This is a genomic window from Parabacteroides gordonii MS-1 = DSM 23371 (assembly GCF_000969825.1).
GTDB classification, from domain to species: domain Bacteria; phylum Bacteroidota; class Bacteroidia; order Bacteroidales; family Tannerellaceae; genus Parabacteroides; species Parabacteroides gordonii.
The window spans coordinates 1610479-1627776 of sequence record NZ_KQ033920.1 but is presented as its reverse complement, the minus strand read 5'-3'; the positions used below and the strand labels follow the sequence as shown (position 1 = coordinate 1627776).

Sequence of the window (17298 nt, the reverse complement as noted above, 5' to 3'; positions counted from 1 at the left end):
TATTACTTATTCTTTATTCTTAAGGTCGCCCAGCGGGTAGAAGGGGAACATGTTTTCTTCCATCCAGGTATTCGACTTTTCGGGCGTCATCTTCCAGCCGGATGAACAGGTGGAAACGAATTCGACAACCGAAGTACCTTTACCGGCCATAGAGTTTTCGAAGGCTTTGCGAAGCATTTTCTTCGCCTTACGAACGGCAGCGGCAGTCTGTACGCTCTGGCGGGTAACCAGGCAGGTTCCTTCCAGTTGAGCCAGCAGATCGCCGATCTTCAGCGGATAACCGTTCAGGGCGATATTACGGCCGTACGGACAAGTGGCGGTAGGCATGCCTTCCAATGTAGTAGGAGCCATCTGGCCGCCTGTCATACCATAGATAGCATTGTTCACGAATACGATCACGATGTTTTCGCCACGGTTGGCAGCATGGATCGTTTCGGCTGTACCGATAGCGGCCAGGTCACCGTCACCCTGATAGGTGAAGATCATCTTTTCCGGATTCAGGCGTTTGATAGCCGATGCGATGGCAGGAGCACGTCCGTGAGCTGCTTCTATCCAGTCGATATCCAGATAGTTATAAGCGAATACGGCACATCCTACCGGGGAGATACCGATTGTTTTTTCTTCCATTCCCATATCGGCGATCACTTCGGCGATCAGCTTATGTATGACACCGTGGCTGCAACCGGGGCAGTAGTGCATGGGATTATCGTTCATCAATTCCGGCTTTGTGTAGACCAGATTCTCCGGTTTAATTATTTCGTTGAGTTCCATAATTGTTGCTAAATTATCTAATAAATCTCAGTAGATATTGAACCAGTCTGAAGCAGATGGCTGCGCCGCCGCAATATAAGAATACATGGCGGTCGTCGACGGCGAAGTAGCAGATGATCGCTGCTGCCGCCAATACCATGAACAGGGCTGTTAATATACTATCAGTTTTACTTCCGCGTATCATACAAATTAAAATAACTTTTCTTTCAACGCATTCAGTACTTCATCCGGAGTAAACACGATACCACCCAGGCGGCCGAAGTGTTCAACCTTTATTTTCCCGTTTACAGCCAGGCGGATATCTTCTACCATCTGACCTGCATTCAGTTCGACAGAAAGCATACCCTTTACCTTATCGGCATAAGCGGCAATAGCATTTGTCGGGAACGGCCATAAAGTGATCGGACGCAACAAACCGAGTTTGATGCCTTCCGCACGAGCGATCTCCACCACTTTCTGGCAAATACGGGCGGAAGAACCGAAAGCAACCAGCAGGTATTCCGCATCGTCGCAATGGAACTCTTCGTAACGTACTTCGTTTTCTTCAATTTTGCGATATTTAGCCTGGAAGCGGATGTTGTTCTCTTCCATCTTGGCCGGGTCGAGCTCCAGTGAAGTGATCACGTTCGGCTTGCGGCTTTTCAGCTTACCCTGTGCTGCCCACGGACATTCGGCGATGATTTCGGCTTCTGTCTTGCGGGGACGGAAAGGAGGCATAACCACTTTTTCCATCATCTGGCCGATGATACCGTCTGCCAGGATAATAGCCGGGTTGTTATATTTGAAGGCCAGGTCGAAACCCAGTCCTACGAAATCCGCCATTTCCTGTACGGAAGAAGGAGCGAGCGTGATCAGGCGGTAGTCGCCGTGTCCACCCCCTTTTACAGTCTGGAAGTAGTCTGCCTGGCTGGGTTGGATTGTTCCCAGACCGGGGCCGCCACGCATCACGTTAACGATCAGGCAAGGCAACTCGGCACCTGCAATATAGGAAATACCTTCCTGCTTCAAGCTGATACCGGGGCTGGATGATGAAGTCATTACACGTTTGCCGGTACCGGCACCGCCATATACCATATTGATTGCCGCAACCTCGCTTTCGGCTTGCAGTACTACCATTCCGGTAGTTTCCCAGGGCATTTCAGCCATCAGGGTTTCCAGGATCTCCGACTGCGGAGTGATGGGGTAACCGAAGTATCCGTCAGCACCGTAGCGGATAGCTGCATGTGCAATGGCTTCATTCCCCTTCATTAATTTTATCTCTTCTGCCATATCTGTTTTATATTTTTACTTTGTAGATGGTTAAACAACCGTCCGGACAAACTAATCCGCAACTGGCGCAACCGATGCAAGCATCAGGGTTTTTCATGTACACATAATGGTACCCTTTGTTATTCACTTCACGCGGGTGTAATTCCAATACATCGCTCGGACAGGAAACCACACATAAGTTGCATCCTTTGCAGCGCTCTTGGTTGACAACTACCGCTCCTTTTATTTTTGCCATAGTATAACTAATTATGTTTTATGTCGTGTAGGATGGCAAAGTTAAGAACTAATGTTATAAAAACAAGGGGATGTTTTGTTTTTTAATAGATCATTCCTCGTAACAATGACAGATAGCCAATGAATAGCAAAGGCGCAGTGTCAATTTTCATCCGACGACAGCCCATAACGCTTCATTTTGTTAAACAATGTCTTCCGGCTGATATTGAGAGCCTCTGCTGTCAGGGTACGATTGAAGTTATGCTTTTTCAGGGCTTCAATAATAAGCTCTTTCTCCATCTGTGCATTGATCTCCCGGATACTGTTTCCGCTGTTTCCGCTTACGGTCTGTGCTTCGGCTAACTCATATCCTTTTATCCGGTCGGGCAGATGTTCGGGACGGATCACGCCACCTGTACAAAGTATCATTGAACTCTGTATCGCATTCTCCAGGTCGCGCACGTTGCCGGGCCAGTCGTAAGACGTAAGCAGGCTTATTGCTTCGGGGCTGACGGATTGTACGTCGAGGCTCAGCGTCCGGTTATATTTGCGGATAAAGAAATTGGTCAGCAGGGGAATATCTTCTTTCCTCTCGCGCAGGGGCGGAAGGATCAGGGTAAACACATTCAGGCGATAGAGCAGATCGAGCCGGAAATGCCCGTTCTTTACCTCATCGTCCAGGTTGCGGTTGGTAGCCGTTACGATGCGGACGTCTACCGGAATGGCTTTCTTTCCACCGATGCGGGTAATTCTCCGTTCTTCCAATACGCGAAGCAGTTTGACCTGTGCATCCAAAGGCAGTTCGCCTACTTCATCGAGGAACAGCGTGCCACCGTCCGCCCGTTCGAAAGTGCCGGCTTTGGCTTCTTTGGCGTCGGTAAAGGCGCCGCGTTCGTGTCCGAACAGCTCGCTTTCCATCAAGGTAAGAGGGATTGCCCCGCAGTTGATAGCCACAAACGGGCCCTGGCTGCGAAGGCTGTTGTCGTGTACGGCACGGGCAATCAATTCCTTTCCGGTTCCGCTTTCGCCGTGTATCAGCACTGTCGCATTGGTTTCCGCCACCCGGCGCACCTGTGTCATTACCTGCTTCAGGCCGGTGTTGTCTCCGATGACGGCACTTTTCTTTTCGCCCAGGCTCTTTTTCAGGTTCGATATTTCTCCTTTCATCCGGCTATGTTCGACGGCACGACCTACGGTGAGTAGTAGTTTATCGTTGTCGAAAGGCTTCTCTATAAAGTCGTAAGCCCCTTTCTTTACAGCGTCGACCGCCAGCGAGATAGAGCCGAAAGCCGTTACAAAAAGGACGACCTGGTTGGGGGCTATTTGTTTGATCTCTTCCAATGCTTCCACTCCGGTCATGACGGGCATCTGCTGATCCAGTAAGATAACGTCGGGCTGGAAGGAGAGGAGCGCTTCCACTGCTTCCCGTCCGTTTTCGACAGGCATCACATCATATCCTTCGTCCGTGAGCAGGCGGCAGATCATTTTACAGATGCGCGGTTCGTCGTCGGCCACTACTATTTTTGCTTTCATATACGTTGCGGTAGTTTTACATTCATACAAGTGCCTTTGCCGGGCGTGCTTTTTACTTCTATCTCGCCCTCATGCCGGTTGATGATACCGTAACAGATGGCAAGGCCGAGTCCGGTTCCTTCCTCTTTTGTCGTGAAGAAAGGGTTGAATACATTCTCGATGTCTTTCTGTTCGATGCCCCTTCCGGTGTCTTCGAACGAAATGATCAGGTAACGGGAATGAGGGTTGATGGGAGCCCCTTTCTCTATACTTATTATTAATGTACGCGAGCGGTCGGGAGTATTCCGGTTCATTGCCTCGACAGCGTTGAGGATGATGTTGAGAAAAACCTGTTTCAGCTGTTCCGCATCGGCCTGTATGGTCGTGTTGTCGGTGAAGTATTCGAATTCTACTTCTATATTCTGTTTGCGTAAGGTATTCGTCACCAGCAGAAGCGTCTGGTTGATCAGTTGCTCGATGTTTACCTCCGAAGCATCGAGGGCTGACGGACGGGCAAACGACAGCAGGCCTTGTACGATTTTGTTGATACGTTCCACTTCGGAGATCAGCTCCGTCATCATTTCGCTTTTTGCCGGATCGCTACTGAAGTCTTTGCTCAGATACTGGATCGTGCTGCGGATAGCCGTCAGCGGGTTCCGTATTTCGTGGGCGGCTCCGGCAGCCAGTTCGCCGAGCGTAGCCAGACGGTCGGTGCGGTACATCTTCTTCAGGCGTTCCGTTTGTATCTCGTATAGCGAAGCATGTTCGATCGCAAAGTTCGCCTGGTTGATCAGGATGGAGAGCAGGTTCAGTTCCTGTTCGGTAAAGCGGGTGCCGTCATTTTTCTTTCCTATGAAGATGGTGCCGTTTGTCTGGTTCATCACTTTAAGGGGAAAGATCAGTTCGGAGCCCAGCTGCCGTATGGCTTCCTGCTCTTCTTCCGGGAAATAATCGATAATGTCCGGATGCTCGGATACGATCAGATGTTTTTCGTTTACCGACAGCCAGTTGACCAACCGGCTCCGGCCGGTCAGCGTCACAGGTTTGTTCTTTGCCTCGTTCTGCTGCCTGTACTTGCCTGTATTCTCATCCCGCAGGAAGATATAAATACTTTCCACGGGGCATATCTGTTTTACTTTGGCAACGATATTGCCGATAAGTAACTGTTTGTCGACGATCAGTGCCAGCGACCGGTTAAACTCCGAAAGCAGTAGCTCCAGGTTCGGCTGTGCGGCTTGTTCGTTCTTCTTAAATAGTGGCATATTGTTTCTGATCTTTGTACAAAAGTATAAAAAGCAGACGAATAAAGAGCAATTAATCTTTAAAACACCCGTACGCCGGCTGATCGCCCATCTCGAGTACCAGTTCTCCACCGGCGGCAATGGCGGCAAAAGGTATCCGGGGATGTTTTAATTCTTTGCCGTTCAGATACGCTTTTTGGATATAGATGTTTTCTTTCGAGTTGTTGCGGGCTTCGATCGTAAAGGTCTTTCCCTTATAATAATCCGGGTCTAAATGGATGGTGACTTTGTTGAACAGCGGGCTGGTCAGTTCCAGTTCCGGTTGAAGGGAAGCGCCGCCGTTCATTTCGAAGAAGCCCAGGGCACTCATCACATACCAGCCGCCCATCTGTCCTTCGTCTTCATCCCCTTCCCAGCCGTGATAGGGTGTGGAGCCGTAGAAACTGTCCAGGATGGCACGCGACCATTTCTGCGCCAGCCACGGTTTGCCGGAATAATTGAACAGGAACGGTGTACACAGATTCACTTCGTTCCCCTGGTTGATATAGAATTCGGCAGACTGCCCCGTCGTACGGTCGAATACATGTGCGGCAAACTTATGCTTTTCCGACTTGATAAAGCCCTCTTCCAGGCGGCTGTTGAACAGGTCTTTACCCAGAAAACCGACTAACCCCGGCACATCATGCGGCACATACCAGGAATATTGCCAGCTGTTCCCTTCGATGAACCCTTTGTTGGAAAAGACATCGAAGTCCGCATCCCAGTTACCCAGGCTGTCGCGGCGCATAACGAACTTCTTCTCCGGATGGAATACATTCTTGTAGTTCATGGAACGTGCCAACAGGGCTTTCCCTTCCTTCTTCTTGCCGAGGGCAAAGGCCAGTTGCGAGACGCACCAGTCGTCGTAGGCATAATCGAGTGTTTTGGAAACGACACCCTTTTCCATCGGCATATAACCCTGCTTGATGTAAACGTCGAGTAGAGGATTGCCGCAATTGCCGCCACAAGGATGGTTGATGCCGGGTTCCGTTACATTCTTTACTACCGCTTTGTAGATCTCTTCCCCGTCTTTGCGTATGCCTTTCTGGTAAGCGGCCACCAGGAGGGCGGTTTCGTGCGAACCTTCCATGATGCCGGAATACTCCAGTCCGGCCGGCCCTTTGCTTGTCCATCCGGTATGTTTGAACATTTCCAGTTGGGTGGTCACCCAATCGTCTACAATGCGGGGCGAGAGGATAGACCAGAGTCCGTTGAGGTTCCAGAAACTGTTCCAGAAAGCATCGCCGCCGTACATATTGCCGTGATCCAGTTGTTGCACGTTTTCGCAGGCATCGCAGTATTGTCCGTTCACGTCGTTCCAGGTTTGCTTGCCGGCATAGGCACGGTAGAGGTTGGTGTAGAACTTGGTTTTATCCACTTCGTTCTCTCCTTCAATCTCGATTTTGCCGAGCAGTTCGTTCCATTTATTGCGGGTTTGTGACGCTACGCGGTCGAAGTCGTATTGCAAAGGTGCCAGTTCTGTCTCCATATTCAAACGGGCTTGCTCGATACTGACCAGCGATAAGCCTGTGGAGACGGTTATACTTTCCCCTTCTTCTGTGTTGTAAAGGGCATAGACTCCGATGTCGTTCTTTCCGGCTATCGCTTGTATATTCTCTTTTTCTTCCCCTTCATTCCAGCCGTTCAGTTGGGAGAACGGTTTGCTGAAGCGGACGATGAAATGCAGTTTGTATTTGTTCCAACTGCTCCACGGGCCTGATTGACAGTCGGCATACCCTTCCAGTTCCGTATTACTTACTTTGGTGATGCATGCATCTTTTACGCTGAACCCGTAATCCCATTCGGTAGGGAAGAGGAGGTCAATCAGTATTCTCGATTCCTTTCTTTCGGGGAAGGTGTAACGATGGATGCCGCAACGGGTGGTGGCGGAAAGTTCCGCTTTCACTTCATGGTCGTACAGATAGACGGAATAATATCCCGGTGAGGCTTTTTCCGTCTCTTTCAGGATACGGGAATGGTAACCGGCATTCGCACCCTTGTAAGGGGAATCCACCGAAGGGTTCGACAGGGCGAGGTCGGCCGTTGTCGGCATGATCATCAGTCCGCCCATCGTCCAGGCATGCAGGTGACTGAAGCCGGAGACGCTGTTGATGGCATATTCGTATCCGCCCATCCAAACGTTTCCCTGGTTGTCCGGGCCGAGTTGCACCATACCGAACGGTTCCTGGGCATAAGGCCCCAGCATCCATCGGGAATTGGAGGTGCCGATAAACATATCCACATAATCGACAGGCTCTTTCGTCCCGGCAGAAACCAACGTAGTGAATAGTGTCAGGGATAAAAAGGTATAACGGGCTACTTGTTTTATATTCATGGTATTACTTGTTTAATATCGTTGGGCAAAGATATGGCTTTTCCCGTGTCCGGATTATAATTTTCTGCTGAATAGATTGTATTATCTTCTGAAATATCCCTGAATGGGTAAAGAATTACCCAATTTGGGTAAGGCTCTTCCCGCTTACCCATGAGTAAAAAGTTACCCGTTTCCGTAAGCGATGTATAATCAACCGATTGCTGTTTTGGCACGCCGTTTGCCTTACTATAGGCGTATAAAGGAACAAATAACGATAATTGGGTAATGTGTTACCCGGAAAGATTTAATTCGATATAATATGAAAAGAAATTTGTTAGCATCTTTATTAATAGGGTTCGCCCTGGCGGGACATGCGGAGACGGAAAACCTCCGGACGATCACCTATGATGAGGCCATCCGTATTGCCCTGGGCGAAAGCTATACGGTGAAATACTACAAGGAGGACATGGACGCCACCCGCTACTCTTACCTCTACACGAAAGCGCAGTTCAAGCCGATGCTCGACTTCAGCCTCTTTACTCCCTCGTGGACGGAAGAACTGACGGAGGTGTCGCAGGCCGACGGTCTGCCGGTGTATAACTCTACCGGTTCCCTGCAGGTGGGAGGAAACCTGAACTTCACGTATGTATTGCCCACCGGCGGTAACTTTGCCCTGTCTTCTAAAATGTATTGGGAGAATTACCGTACCACGCTTTCACAAAAGGATTACGAAGAACTGGAACGCGACCAGGTGTACAGCCGTTTCGCCCTGTCCTTCAACCAGCCGATCTTCACCGCCAATAAGCTGAAAGAGAATATGAAGGTGGCCGAACTCGACTTCCGGAAGAGCACCTGCTATTTCACCCGTGTACAGATGAATATTGTATATAATGTAACCGAAGGTTTCTACAACGTGTACAAACTGGCTTACGAGCATAAGATCAACCAAGACCGCCTGGCCAACTCCCGCGAAGCCTACCGCATCACCAAGCTGAAACAGGAAACAGGCAACCTTCCCGAAGGGGAAATGCTGATCGCCGAGATCACCGTGGCACAGGATGAAGCCCGCGTGATGGAAAGCGAAGGCAAACTGTCGACAGCCAAAGACCAGTTCAAACTGCTGATTGGTCTTGATCTGAAAGAGGAAATCGACCTGAAAGCGGATATGGAGTTTGAAGCTTTTATCGTCGACATGCAACAGGCCATCGATGAGGCGTTGCGCAACCGTATGGAGATACAGGAAGACAACCTGGACATCGAACTGCAAGCCATCGAAGTGAAACGCGCCAAACGCGAACGGGAGTTCAAAGGAAATATCTCCGCCTATTACGACTTTACGGGATTGAGTACGCGGGGAGAAGGATCGGTAGGCCAGTTGGTCGGTTCGTCGTTCGATAATATGCGCGACCGCCCTTCCAACCGTGGTATCGCCCTGACCGTCTCTTACCCGCTGATGGACTGGGGACGTGCCAAGAACCAGGTACGCCGCGAACAAGTCCGCCTGAAACAACGCGAACTGAACCTCGACAACACCAAAAGAACCATCGAACAGGAAATCCGCGAAATAGTACGCAGCGTGTATGAAGCCGAGAAGCGTTACCGCATCAACCGCCGTAACCAGGAAGTAGCCGTACAGAGTTACCGTATCAGCCAGATGCGTTTCGAGAACGGAGACATGACGAGCCAGGAACTTTCTATCGAGCAGGAGCGTCTTTCGCAGGTGCAACTGGCTTATATAGACAGTTATATCACCTACCGGTTGTCAGTAGCCGACCTGAACCGGAAGACGATGTATGACTTCGAACATAACCGCAGTTTCATGCCAGAAGATAAGGAACTAGCCGGAAAGTAGGCAACAACTAATTCTCGGATAGTGACTTATTAGTTCAAAATATACAAGGAAGTATACTTTTGAGCATGCATGAATTTAATTTTGAGCTAGCTCGAAATTGATTTTTAGCAAGCCCGAAATTAATTTTGAGCATGCTCAAAAGCAAAAGAATATAGGAGAAAAATACTAGTTACAGGGCGCTTTTGAGTTAGAAGTTCCCTATCGGAAAGATAAATATATATATAATGAATACGACAATGATTAAACAAATGATTCAAACACTGCCAGTATTGCTGGCTTTCCTGATGCTGTCGTTCGGCGTCCGGGCACAGGAGAATAGCGAAGCAGCCCTGTTGCTCGACCTGAAGAAGACGCGTGCCGATTATGAAGTGGCCAAACAGAAGTATCAGAACGACACGAAGTTGTACAATGAAAAAGCCATCTCTGCCAACGACTTCAACCGCTCGAAGAATGAGCTGCTGAGTAAGGAGGTAGACTATCAGAAGCTGATCCTTAAACTGATCTCGCAACAGAGTTACATCACCGTAGAACGTGCCGTGAAGTATCAGGATCAGCGGGGCGAGCGAAAGGTGAAGATCACGTTGAAGAGTGCCCTCGAAGGAAATGAGGAGTACCTGAACCAGTTTCAGGAACACTTCGACGTATTCACTCCCGAAATGCGTTCCGGTAAAATATATAATATATATGTATCGTTAGTAGATAACGAGTCGAAAACGATTATCGGTTCTCCCTACGAGTTCCGTGTCCCGTTTATCAAGTTGGGAAAGGTGGCGACTGCCGACTTTGAACTGCTGAAGGATGCCGAGAACCTGACGGTGGCGCTGAATTACAACAACCGGAAAGATGAAAAGAATATCTATCTGAAGAAGGATGCCAGTGTGAACGTGATCGATATCTCGTCTATGCAGTTCAGCCAGGAAACTGACCTGAGCAGCAAGGCGACCTACGACCTGACCCTCGAACGTTTCTCTACCTCGGATGATGTCTACCGCCTGGAGATCCTCGATCTGCCGCGCCAGATAAGCTATGACTTTACCGATGGCGAAAGTAAAGTGACTCAGATCAAATTTGCACAGGGGGTAAACATAAAGAAGTTATCTTTGCAAGTCTATCTGCCGGATCGCGACGATCAGCAGGTAGTGATCGACAAACCGATAAAATTCCAGGTACAGACAGTCTCCGCCGCCAACGGTGAAAAGGCCGGAAGCGAAAACCTGGAGATCATCCCCCGTGGAAAAGGAAAGATCGAAGTGCGTGCAAACAACCTCTATCATGAAACGACTGTCGGAAAAGAAGTGGCTATGGACGTGACCGTCCGCAACGGAGGAACCCGCCGCCTGGATAACATCAAGCTGACAACAGAGAAGCCTCTGGGATGGGATACCCGTATCGAACCGGATGTGATCAGCAGTCTCGAACCGGAAAAGGAACTGACCGTGAAGGTAACCATCATCCCGCCGTCGGACGGTGGAGTAGGTGCCCAGGAAGTAAAGATCAAGACCGAAGCTATGGCCGATAACCGCAAGGTGGATACCGAAGACAAGACTGTCCGTATCCAGGTAAATGCTTCCACTTCCATCATCGGAACCATCTTCCTGATCTTGTTGCTCATCGGCTTTGTCGGGGGAATCGTTTGGTTCGGCATGAAGCTTAGCAAACGGTAAGCAATATATAATTACAGAATAAGAACAAATAAAAATAAGAACACTATGCTACAAGCAATCGATTTGACAAAGAGATATGAAGACGGCAACCTGGCCCTTGATTCACTGAACCTGGAAATCAAACCGGGTGAAATATTCTTTTTACTGGGTGCCAACGGGGCGGGGAAGACCACTTCTATCAATATCTTCCTAAATTTTATCGAACCTACTTCCGGCCATGCCCTGATAGACGGCATCGACGTAATGGAAAACCCGTTGGAAACAAAGAACCACGTTGCTTTCGTTTCCGAGAATGTGATGTTGTACGGCAACTTCACCGCCCGTCAGAACCTCGACTTCTTCGCCCGTCTGGGAGGGAAGCCGAACCTGACAAAGACGGACTATTATAACGTCATGCGCCGTGTCGGCCTTCAGGAAGAAGCCTTCGAACGTAAACTGAAGACCTTCTCCAAAGGTATGCGACAGAAAGTAGGTCTGGCAATCGCCATCATCAAGGATGCCGACAATATCGTGATGGACGAACCGACCACCGGCCTCGACCCTAAGAGTGCAGCTGAATTGATGCAGATACTGATCAACCTGCGTAACGCCGGAAAGAGTATCCTGATGTGTACCCACGACCTCTTCCGTGCCAAAGCGGTAGCCGATCGCGTCGGTATCATGAAGGAAGGCCGTCTGGTGATGCTTCGCAGCCGTGAAGAATTCCTTCAGGACGACCTGGAACGTATCTATCTGGATTATATGCAGGAAGCTGTCATAGAATAAGAGTACAAACGATATAATACATAATATATTATGATTTGGTTAATAGCAAAGAAAGATTTCCTGCTGAACTTGTTGTCGGTCAGGTTTATTATAGGGTTTGTGCTGTGTCTGCTGGTGATACCGTTTACGGTGATCGTCAGTGTGGATAATTATCAGAACCAGGTGCGTGTCTATAAGATAGAGCAGGCACAGGCGGATAGAGAAATGAAAGAGAGCCGGGTATGGTCACACGTACGTCCTACTGTTGTGCAGGAGCCGGAGCCGCTGAGTATATTCAGTACAGGTATTATCAATAATGTCGGCAATAAGGTGAAGGTTGCTTTCTGGGAATATCCGTTGTTTCCCGAAGGACATACACTCACCCGCGATAACCCGTCTCTGAATGCCTTTTTCTCGATCGACTTCTCTAAAGTGATCGCTATTCTGATCTCGTTGCTGGCACTCGTCTTTTCGTATGATGCCATCACCCGGGAGCGGGAAGACGGGACGATGAAGTTGACTTTTACAGGACAGGTAAGCCGCGTATCCTTCCTAATGGGGAAATTATTAGGATTGATACTTACGTTGTTACCTATCTTGTTGTTTTGTTATCTGCTGGCTTGCCTCATTATAGTGGTTAATCCTGAAATTTCATTTTCCGTATCCGATTGGGGCGGGTTAATACTGCTCCTGCTGACATCGATTATTTATATGATGGTATTTCTTTTGTTGGGAATGTTCATTTCCAGCCGGGTGACACATTCGTCTTCTTCCATTATTATCAGCTTGCTATGCTGGATATGGTTCCTTTTCCTGATGCCTAATATTGCGACTTACCTGGCACAGGGCATTTCAAAAGCTCCTTTGTATGATAACGTACAGGCAATTATGAAAAACTATGACGATACTTATCATAAAGAATATATGGAAGAATGGCCGCGTGCATCCCAAAGGATTAATATGAAATATTTGAGTTATAATAACTGTACTGGCGATGGACCGGAATATCTGGAGCTTGCCGGTGGGCCTCGTGAAACCCCTTTGTTCCATCAGCAGATGCAGATTTGGGCAACACCTGTCATGTTGAATAATGCGGATAAGAAATGGGCCTTGCAACGGAATTATCTGGACGGACTGGTACGTCAGCAACGGTTACAACAGGCTATCGCCTGGTTGTCACCTTCCGAATTGTTCGACCAGACGACGGATGCTCTGTGCCGTACCGATGTGAGCAGTTTCCTTAAATATATGGAAAGTCTGCGTAAATATAGGGAGAATGTTATTACCTATTTTAAGGATCAAAAGCTGTTTGAGTCTACTGCTTATTTTACCGGTCAGCCCTTGGACGAATTTCCAACACAGGCGGAAGTAGATCTGGGAGATGAAGCAACATGGAAGAAATATGGTAGAAGTAATTCTGAATTTCCGTATCTGGATACGAGCGGTGTTCCCCGTTATATCCCTCAACCGGTAACACTTTCGGCTACTTTAGGTGATGCGCTGGGACGCTTATGTGCTTTGCTTGGGTTGGCGATCGTGTTGTTGATCGGAACAGTTGCGTCGTTTATGAAATATGATGTCAGATAATAAATAAATACAGTTATGTTTACAACTTTATATATACGTGAATTGCAGAACTATCTGTATAGTCTGCGCTTTCAGGTCTCTTTTGTGATTGTTGTGTTGGTGTTTACGTTGGGTAGTATCTCATTTGCTTCTTCTTTTAAGGATATGCATGATAACTATGCCAAGTATAGCGTAGCACAGCAGGAGACGTTGGGCAAACTCTCTGAAAATATCTCAAGAGTGGCGACAGCAAGGAATAGTTTTATCATCTCTCCGCGAGAAAACAGTGTAATAGCCGATTGCAAGGAAAGCTATTTGCCTAATCGTATCACTTACAGCGCTTATAATGTGTTTGATTATTCGGTACGTCACGATAGTAATAATCCTCTCCTGGTCCGTACGGATAGCTTGAGTTGGGCGTTTATTGTTTCCATGTTCCTGAGCTTTATTACTTTGCTTTTTGCATTTGATGCCATTTCGGGGGAGAAAGAGGAGAGGACGTTGGCTTTGGTCTTTTCAAATGCCGTACCTCGCCGGACTTTCCTGTGCAGCAAGCTGTTGAGTATCGTTACAGTGGTAGGACTCATGGAGTTGATTGGCATAATAATCAGTTTGCTTATTCTGGCTGTTTCCGGTCAGGTGCAGTTGAACGGAAACTTTCTGATCGAGACTGCTGGGTTTATGTTGATCAGCTTCTTATTCATCACTACTTTTGCCGTCTTTGGTTTGCTTTCGTCGGTGGTTACGCGCTATTCCAATATTAGCTTGCTTATTTCCCTTTGTTTCTGGTTGTTTGCTGCAGTTATCATTCCCAATACTTCTGTATTCTGGGCAAAGAAGTTATTCAGCATACCGACATCGGACGAAGTGGCTCAGAAACGTCAGGAGGCGTCTAATGATATTAACCGTAACGCACCGGCAGGAAGTTGGTCATCCAATGGTATGGATGCATTTTATCCCCGGCATGAGTTACGTGCGAAGAATCAGACTAACCTGATGAATAGTGATAAGATGTATAATGATGCTTATTACCTGCAACAATTCCGTCAGTTCGAGCAGACCCGTAATTTCACATTACTTTCACCGATTGCGCAGTTTGATTATATGAATGAGGCATTTCTGGGGGGCGGTTATCTGCGTTTCCAGAAGAACTGGAATGACCTGCATGCTTTTCAGGAACAGTTTTTACAATGGTTCAAAGATGTGGATGCGAAAGATGCCGATAGCCCGCATTGGTATAATCCAAAAGAAGATTTTTCCACCAGTAAGAAACCTGTCGCTATCGATCAGATTCCGCAATACCAGGAACAGATCGCCTCTTTCAGTCAGCGTATCGAGTTTATCAGTGGTTACCTGATTGCGATGATCGTTACGATTGCCGTGCTGTTCATGGCTTGTTTTTATTTCTTTACAAGGTATGATGTGAGATAAATTGATTTAGATTGTCAAATAATTAGACGTCGGTGTCTAATTATTTGACATAGCCTGGTTGATGTTGAAATAGTATATGGTTGATAAATAGATGTATAGGCTTTTGGCACGCCATTTGTATTATAGATGGCGCTGCCGGAATACGAATGAACAAAACTATAATAATGTGTGTTTTCAACAAGAAAAGGGAGCTACTCTTGGCGAATCGCTCCCTTTATAACCTATAAGGTTAACATAATTGATGAGGTTCTCTTTGGCGAGAGACCGAGCTCTTCTCCGTGCGTGAGCATAGGGAAGAGATTTCTTTTTTAAGCCTTAGCTTCCTTCATGGATAACTTTTCAAGGAAATATACGATGGCAAAGCCAAAGATCATTAATCCGACAGCTTCCCATACCAACTGATCGGGCAGGATATTTGCCTCTACCAGCGGTTTGATAACACCGTGACTGTCTGTATATGTTTCTATCGTTTCTTTCCACGGCCATACTTTATTCAGCGAACCCAGCATAAATCCGGCCAGTACGGCGATCGTCGTGTCATGAAATCTGCGCAAGGCAAATGATAGGATGCGTGAAAAAGAGGTGATACCCAGCACTGCTCCGCAAATGAAAACGAGCATCACCGGTATATTGAATGTCTTTACAGCTTCCATAATGTAGAAGTATTTACCCAGCAAAACAAGGATGAAACTACCCGAAATACCCGGCAGGATCATCGCACAGATAGCGATCGCCCCGCAAAGGAAGATAAAGAACAGGTTGGTGGGAGTCTCAGCCGGTGTGGCCACTGTGATGTAATAGGCGATGACCGCTCCGATGATAAAGCACAGGATCGATTTCCAGTTCCATTGCTTGATATCCTTCGATACAAACCAGGTAGAAGCCAGTACCAACCCGAAGAAGAAAGCCCATACCAGGATAGGGTGTGTCACCAGCAACCAGGTGATGAGCTTTGCCAGTGAGAAAATACTGATGCCGATACCGGCAACGATCGATAGCAGGAAGTTGGCATTGATCGCTTTCCAGAATGCAGCGATCTTACCGGTAAAAAGTAATTTCAGACTCGCTCCGTTAATACTTTTGATCGAATCGATCAGCTCTTCATAAATACCTACAATAAAGGCAATCGTACCACCAGATACACCGGGGACAACATCTGCCGCCCCCATTCCCATGCCTTTCAAAAGTAAGAGACCGTAGTCTTTTAGATTTCTGTTCATTTAATTGTTGTTGTCTTTATTATTGAGGAATTCTTTTGTCAGATCTTCCGGTGGAATGTGTTTACCCATCAGTTGCTGTTCCACATCGCTGAAGTCTACCCCCGAGCTTTCCAGGTATTCGACCAGTTCCTGCGGAGAGGTCTGCGAGAAATGTTCTCCGAAATGTCTCATATCTCCCTTTGCCAGATAAGCCATCGCCATATGAAGATGTATATAAGGCATGTCGGGGTTGACTTCTATCACCTTATGGTAGTATTTGAGCGCTTTCTCTATTTCTCCCTTCATATACAGGAACTGTCCGGCATGGAACAGGCTTTCGTAATCTTCCGGTTGATAATCACTTCCTTGATCCAACACGTCGAACAGCCGTTCGGTTGTCTCGATAGCAAGTTTATCTTCCCCGTTCTCAACGTAAGTCAATGCCAGTAAGGAGAGTATCCGGACATTACTCGGAAATAACTCTACAGCTTTTATGAGCGCTTTGGACGCTTCCCGGTCGCGGTCGGTTTCCGTGCAGCAGCGGATATAATTAATGTATGCTGCCGGCTCATTGGCTGTGACCTTCTTTCCGATGATGTCTTTCAGCATCGCGTATGCTCCTTCATAATCTTCCAGTTTGATGTAGCATTCTGCCATTAACGGCTTGATACGTTCCGACATATCCGATTCGCTTTCTATCTCTTTATATACTTCGAGTGCCTTTTCATAATTTTCGTTCATGTAGAGGCAGTAAGCTTTCAGTATTTTCAGTTCGGGATCCGAATCGTCGCAGGTGAGGGCAAAGTCGAAAGCTTCGATTGCTTTATCGAATTCCGACTTGATAGAATACAGGCGTCCGAGCGAGAACCAATAGTCGTGCGAGTATGGATCTTTATCGATCAGTTCGTTGCATATGGCAATGGCACCGTCGATGTCGCCCTCCATTTCCAGGTTGTAGCATAGCTCATCTTTCAGGGTGAGATTGTCCGGGAATAAGGCAATGCCGCGTTTGATATAATCGTGCGCTTCCTTACCCATATCCATATCACTTAAAAGGGGAGCGATGTACTCGAATGCTAATTCCAGATAGTCACAATCCCGTGCAGCGATGTCTTCCGTAAATTCGACTACTTTATCATATTCGTCGAGCATGCAAAAACATTCCAATCGTAATAAGTCCAGGTCCTGGTTGTCGGTTTCGGCAATAGAATCGATCAAAGCGAGCGCACTGTCATAATCTTCATTATAGACATAAAAGCGGCACTGCCTGATTTGTAAATCCGTATTACCCGGATGGAGCTTTAGCCCTAAGGCTAAAACTTCATCGAAGTATTTATAATCATCCGATTCTTCAAAACTGTCCAACAAGTCGCTGAGTTCATCTGCGTCGAAATAGGGTTCTTTCCCTTTTTCGTGTGCATCCAGGTAACGTTGTAACAGGCGTGAAATATCATCTTCTTTCATATATCAGGTAAATTCTCTT

14 protein-coding genes are annotated in these 17298 nt (G+C 47.5%); 5 read left to right on the top strand and 9 right to left on the bottom strand.

The window, feature by feature from the left end; all coding sequences use genetic code 11:
• Positions 1–6: 6 nt before the first annotated feature.
• The 7 genes from HMPREF1536_RS23645 to HMPREF1536_RS23625 form a co-directional block, all read right to left on the bottom strand.
• A complete protein-coding gene (locus HMPREF1536_RS23645; protein ID WP_028727283.1) occupies positions 7–771 on the bottom strand; it encodes a thiamine pyrophosphate-dependent enzyme in 765 nt (254 codons plus the stop codon).
• A 13-nt stretch (positions 772–784) separates the two neighbouring features.
• Entirely contained in the window at positions 785–955 is a 171-nt protein-coding gene (locus HMPREF1536_RS27995; RefSeq protein WP_167331495.1) for a hypothetical protein, read from the bottom strand.
• A 5-nt stretch (positions 956–960) separates the two neighbouring features.
• The gene (locus tag HMPREF1536_RS23640) at positions 961–2040 is read right to left on the bottom strand and encodes a 3-methyl-2-oxobutanoate dehydrogenase subunit VorB (RefSeq protein ID WP_028727284.1); all 1080 of its coding nucleotides are present in this window, start codon (positions 2038–2040) and stop codon (positions 961–963) included.
• A gap of 7 nt (positions 2041–2047) precedes the next feature.
• Positions 2048–2275 carry a 4Fe-4S dicluster domain-containing protein gene (locus HMPREF1536_RS27300; protein ID WP_046148958.1) on the bottom strand — a complete coding sequence of 76 codons (228 nt, stop codon included), beginning with the start codon at positions 2273–2275 and terminating at the stop codon, positions 2048–2050.
• Positions 2276–2415: 140 nt separating this feature from the next.
• Positions 2416–3786, bottom strand: a complete 1371-nt coding sequence (locus tag HMPREF1536_RS23635; protein WP_028727285.1) for a sigma-54-dependent transcriptional regulator — start codon at positions 3784–3786, stop codon at positions 2416–2418.
• The gene (locus HMPREF1536_RS23630; protein WP_028727286.1) at positions 3783–5027 is read right to left on the bottom strand and encodes a GAF domain-containing sensor histidine kinase; all 1245 of its coding nucleotides are present in this window, start codon (positions 5025–5027) and stop codon (positions 3783–3785) included. The genes HMPREF1536_RS23635 and HMPREF1536_RS23630 overlap by 4 nt, the downstream gene beginning before the upstream one ends.
• A 52-nt stretch (positions 5028–5079) precedes the next feature.
• Positions 5080–7380 (bottom strand): GH92 family glycosyl hydrolase, encoded by a 2301-nt coding sequence (locus HMPREF1536_RS23625; protein ID WP_028727287.1) that lies wholly within the window; start codon positions 7378–7380, stop codon positions 5080–5082.
• A 298-nt stretch (positions 7381–7678) separates the two neighbouring features.
• Between HMPREF1536_RS23625 and HMPREF1536_RS23620 the strand changes: the two genes are divergently transcribed.
• The 5 genes from HMPREF1536_RS23620 to HMPREF1536_RS23600 all read left to right on the top strand — a co-directional run bounded on the left by HMPREF1536_RS23620 (position 7679) and on the right by HMPREF1536_RS23600 (position 14616).
• Positions 7679–9211: a TolC family protein gene (locus HMPREF1536_RS23620; protein ID WP_028727288.1), complete on the top strand. Its 1533-nt coding sequence runs from the start codon at positions 7679–7681 to the stop codon at positions 9209–9211.
• 224 nt (positions 9212–9435) lie between these two features.
• The gene (locus HMPREF1536_RS23615; RefSeq protein WP_225608050.1) at positions 9436–10875 is read left to right on the top strand and encodes an NEW3 domain-containing protein; all 1440 of its coding nucleotides are present in this window, start codon (positions 9436–9438) and stop codon (positions 10873–10875) included.
• Between the two features lie 45 nt (positions 10876–10920).
• Positions 10921–11640, top strand: coding sequence for an ABC transporter ATP-binding protein (locus tag HMPREF1536_RS23610; RefSeq protein ID WP_028727290.1), 720 nt, complete (start codon positions 10921–10923; stop codon positions 11638–11640).
• A 30-nt stretch (positions 11641–11670) separates the two neighbouring features.
• On the top strand, positions 11671–13206 hold the full coding sequence (locus HMPREF1536_RS23605) for an ABC transporter permease subunit (protein ID WP_028727291.1): 1536 nt from the start codon (positions 11671–11673) through the stop codon (positions 13204–13206).
• Between the two features lie 15 nt (positions 13207–13221).
• Positions 13222–14616 carry an ABC transporter permease gene (locus HMPREF1536_RS23600; protein ID WP_028727292.1) on the top strand — a complete coding sequence of 465 codons (1395 nt, stop codon included), beginning with the start codon at positions 13222–13224 and terminating at the stop codon, positions 14614–14616.
• Positions 14617–14924: 308 nt separating this feature from the next.
• On the opposite strand, the gene HMPREF1536_RS23595 is transcribed toward HMPREF1536_RS23600, so the two are convergent.
• Both HMPREF1536_RS23595 and HMPREF1536_RS23590 read right to left on the bottom strand, forming a co-directional pair.
• Positions 14925–15836: a DUF368 domain-containing protein gene (locus HMPREF1536_RS23595; protein WP_028727293.1), complete on the bottom strand. Its 912-nt coding sequence runs from the start codon at positions 15834–15836 to the stop codon at positions 14925–14927.
• On the bottom strand, positions 15837–17279 hold the full coding sequence (locus HMPREF1536_RS23590) for a tetratricopeptide repeat protein (protein WP_028727294.1): 1443 nt from the start codon (positions 17277–17279) through the stop codon (positions 15837–15839).
• Positions 17280–17298: the final 19 nt, after the last annotated feature.

Excerpts from the sequence above, each read along its gene's own strand:
- HMPREF1536_RS27300 (WP_046148958.1), bottom strand. The coding sequence starts at position 2,275 with ATGGCAAAAATAAAAGGAGCGGTAGTTGTCAACCAAGAGCGCTGCAAA.
- HMPREF1536_RS23635 (WP_028727285.1), bottom strand. The coding sequence starts at position 3,786 with ATGAAAGCAAAAATAGTAGTGGCCGACGACGAACCGCGCATCTGTAAA.
- HMPREF1536_RS23615 (WP_225608050.1), top strand. The coding sequence starts at position 9,436 with ATGAATACGACAATGATTAAACAAATGATTCAAACACTGCCAGTATTG.
- HMPREF1536_RS23640 (WP_028727284.1), bottom strand. The coding sequence starts at position 2,040 with ATGGCAGAAGAGATAAAATTAATGAAGGGGAATGAAGCCATTGCACAT.
- HMPREF1536_RS27995 (WP_167331495.1), bottom strand. The coding sequence starts at position 955 with ATGATACGCGGAAGTAAAACTGATAGTATATTAACAGCCCTGTTCATG.
- HMPREF1536_RS23590 (WP_028727294.1), bottom strand. The coding sequence starts at position 17,279 with ATGAAAGAAGATGATATTTCACGCCTGTTACAACGTTACCTGGATGCA.
- HMPREF1536_RS23645 (WP_028727283.1), bottom strand. The coding sequence starts at position 771 with ATGGAACTCAACGAAATAATTAAACCGGAGAATCTGGTCTACACAAAG.
- HMPREF1536_RS23610 (WP_028727290.1), top strand. The coding sequence starts at position 10,921 with ATGCTACAAGCAATCGATTTGACAAAGAGATATGAAGACGGCAACCTG.
- HMPREF1536_RS23600 (WP_028727292.1), top strand. The coding sequence starts at position 13,222 with ATGTTTACAACTTTATATATACGTGAATTGCAGAACTATCTGTATAGT.
- HMPREF1536_RS23595 (WP_028727293.1), bottom strand. The coding sequence starts at position 15,836 with ATGAACAGAAATCTAAAAGACTACGGTCTCTTACTTTTGAAAGGCATG.
- HMPREF1536_RS23630 (WP_028727286.1), bottom strand. The coding sequence starts at position 5,027 with ATGCCACTATTTAAGAAGAACGAACAAGCCGCACAGCCGAACCTGGAG.
- HMPREF1536_RS23620 (WP_028727288.1), top strand. The coding sequence starts at position 7,679 with ATGAAAAGAAATTTGTTAGCATCTTTATTAATAGGGTTCGCCCTGGCG.
- HMPREF1536_RS23605 (WP_028727291.1), top strand. The coding sequence starts at position 11,671 with ATGATTTGGTTAATAGCAAAGAAAGATTTCCTGCTGAACTTGTTGTCG.
- HMPREF1536_RS23625 (WP_028727287.1), bottom strand. The coding sequence starts at position 7,380 with ATGAATATAAAACAAGTAGCCCGTTATACCTTTTTATCCCTGACACTA.